Annotated in this window: 1 protein-coding gene; it reads left to right on the top strand. The window is 58.0% G+C overall.

Annotation, left to right across the window (positions count from 1 at the left end; genetic code table 11):
- Nucleotides 1–68 precede the first annotated feature (68 nt).
- The gene (locus QN219_RS33725; RefSeq protein ID WP_283979628.1) at nt 69–1,070 is read left to right on the top strand and encodes an IS30 family transposase; all 1,002 of its coding nucleotides are present in this window, start codon (nt 69–71) and stop codon (nt 1,068–1,070) included.
- Nucleotides 1,071–1,117: the final 47 nt, after the last annotated feature.

A 1,117-nucleotide genomic window follows, 5' to 3' on the forward strand; every position in this document is an offset into this window, starting at 1 on the left:
GGGGTACATTCTATTTCCAAGTGCGACATGGCAATAAAAACAATGACTTGGCCCTTGGAGATTTGTGCATGTCGCAGTGCTATTTGCAGCTCACCCTTCCCGACCGTCGACGTTTGCATCAGCTTCTAGAACGCAAGGTTCCGGTTGCCGAAATTGCCCGGCAGCTCGGCCGTCATCGCTCGACGATATATCGCGAGCTGAAGCGCAACACCTTTCATGATGCCGAGTTTCCGGAATACAGCGGCTATTATGGTGGCATTGCCAACGACCTCTCCAAGGAGCGTCGGCGACGCCTACGCAAGCTCAGGCGCCATCCGCAGTTACGCGAGCTGGTGATCGAGCAACTGAAGGCACTTTGGTCGCCGGAGCAGATCGCCGGCCGTCTGCTTGCCGACGGTGTGAGCGCCGTCCGTGTCTGCACCGAGACGATCTACCGTTTCATTTATGGCAAGGAAGATTATGCGCTGGAGCTCTATCGGCATCTGCCGGAAGGCCGTCGCAAGCGCCGCCCACGCCGCTCCCGCAAACCCCGCGACGGCTCGATCCCGTTTGATTGCAGGATCAGCCAACGTCCTGATTTTATTGCCGATCGCTCGCAGTTCGGCCATTGGGAAGGTGATCTCTTGATCTTCCGGCGCGACCTCGGCGACGCCAATGTCACCTCGCTCATCGAGCGCAAGAGCCGCTACACGGTGATGATCAAGAATGGCAGCCGTCACTCCCGGCCGCTCATCGACAAGATCGTCGATGCCTTCTCACCGCTACCCGCCTTTGCCCGGCAGAGCTTCACCTTCGACCGTGGTACCGAGTTTCGCGGTTTCAGGGCTTTGGAAGATGGGATCGGCGCCAGGAGCTGGTTCTGCGATCCAAATTCGCCGTGGCAAAAAGGTGCGATCGAGAACACCAACAAGCGCATCCGCCGCTTTGTGCCGAGCGATACCGACCTATCCGCCGTCAGCCAGCAGCAGCTGGTCGCCCTTGCCCACCATCTAAATTCCCTGCCCAGGAAGTGCCTTGGCTATCGCACACCAGCCGAGGTGTTCATGGCACATTTGCGAGATTGCGGGTAATCCCCTACCATCCACTCGTCATTGTTGCACTTGGATTAGATTCTCCA

It is taken from the genome of Sinorhizobium sp. 8-89 (assembly GCF_030124325.1).
GTDB lineage: Bacteria > Pseudomonadota > Alphaproteobacteria > Rhizobiales > Rhizobiaceae > Sinorhizobium.

What these genes read in the sequence shown, in the direction of transcription:
- QN219_RS33725 (WP_283979628.1), top strand. Translation starts at nt 69, where the DNA reads ATGTCGCAGTGCTATTTGCAGCTCACCCTTCCCGACCGTCGACGTTTG.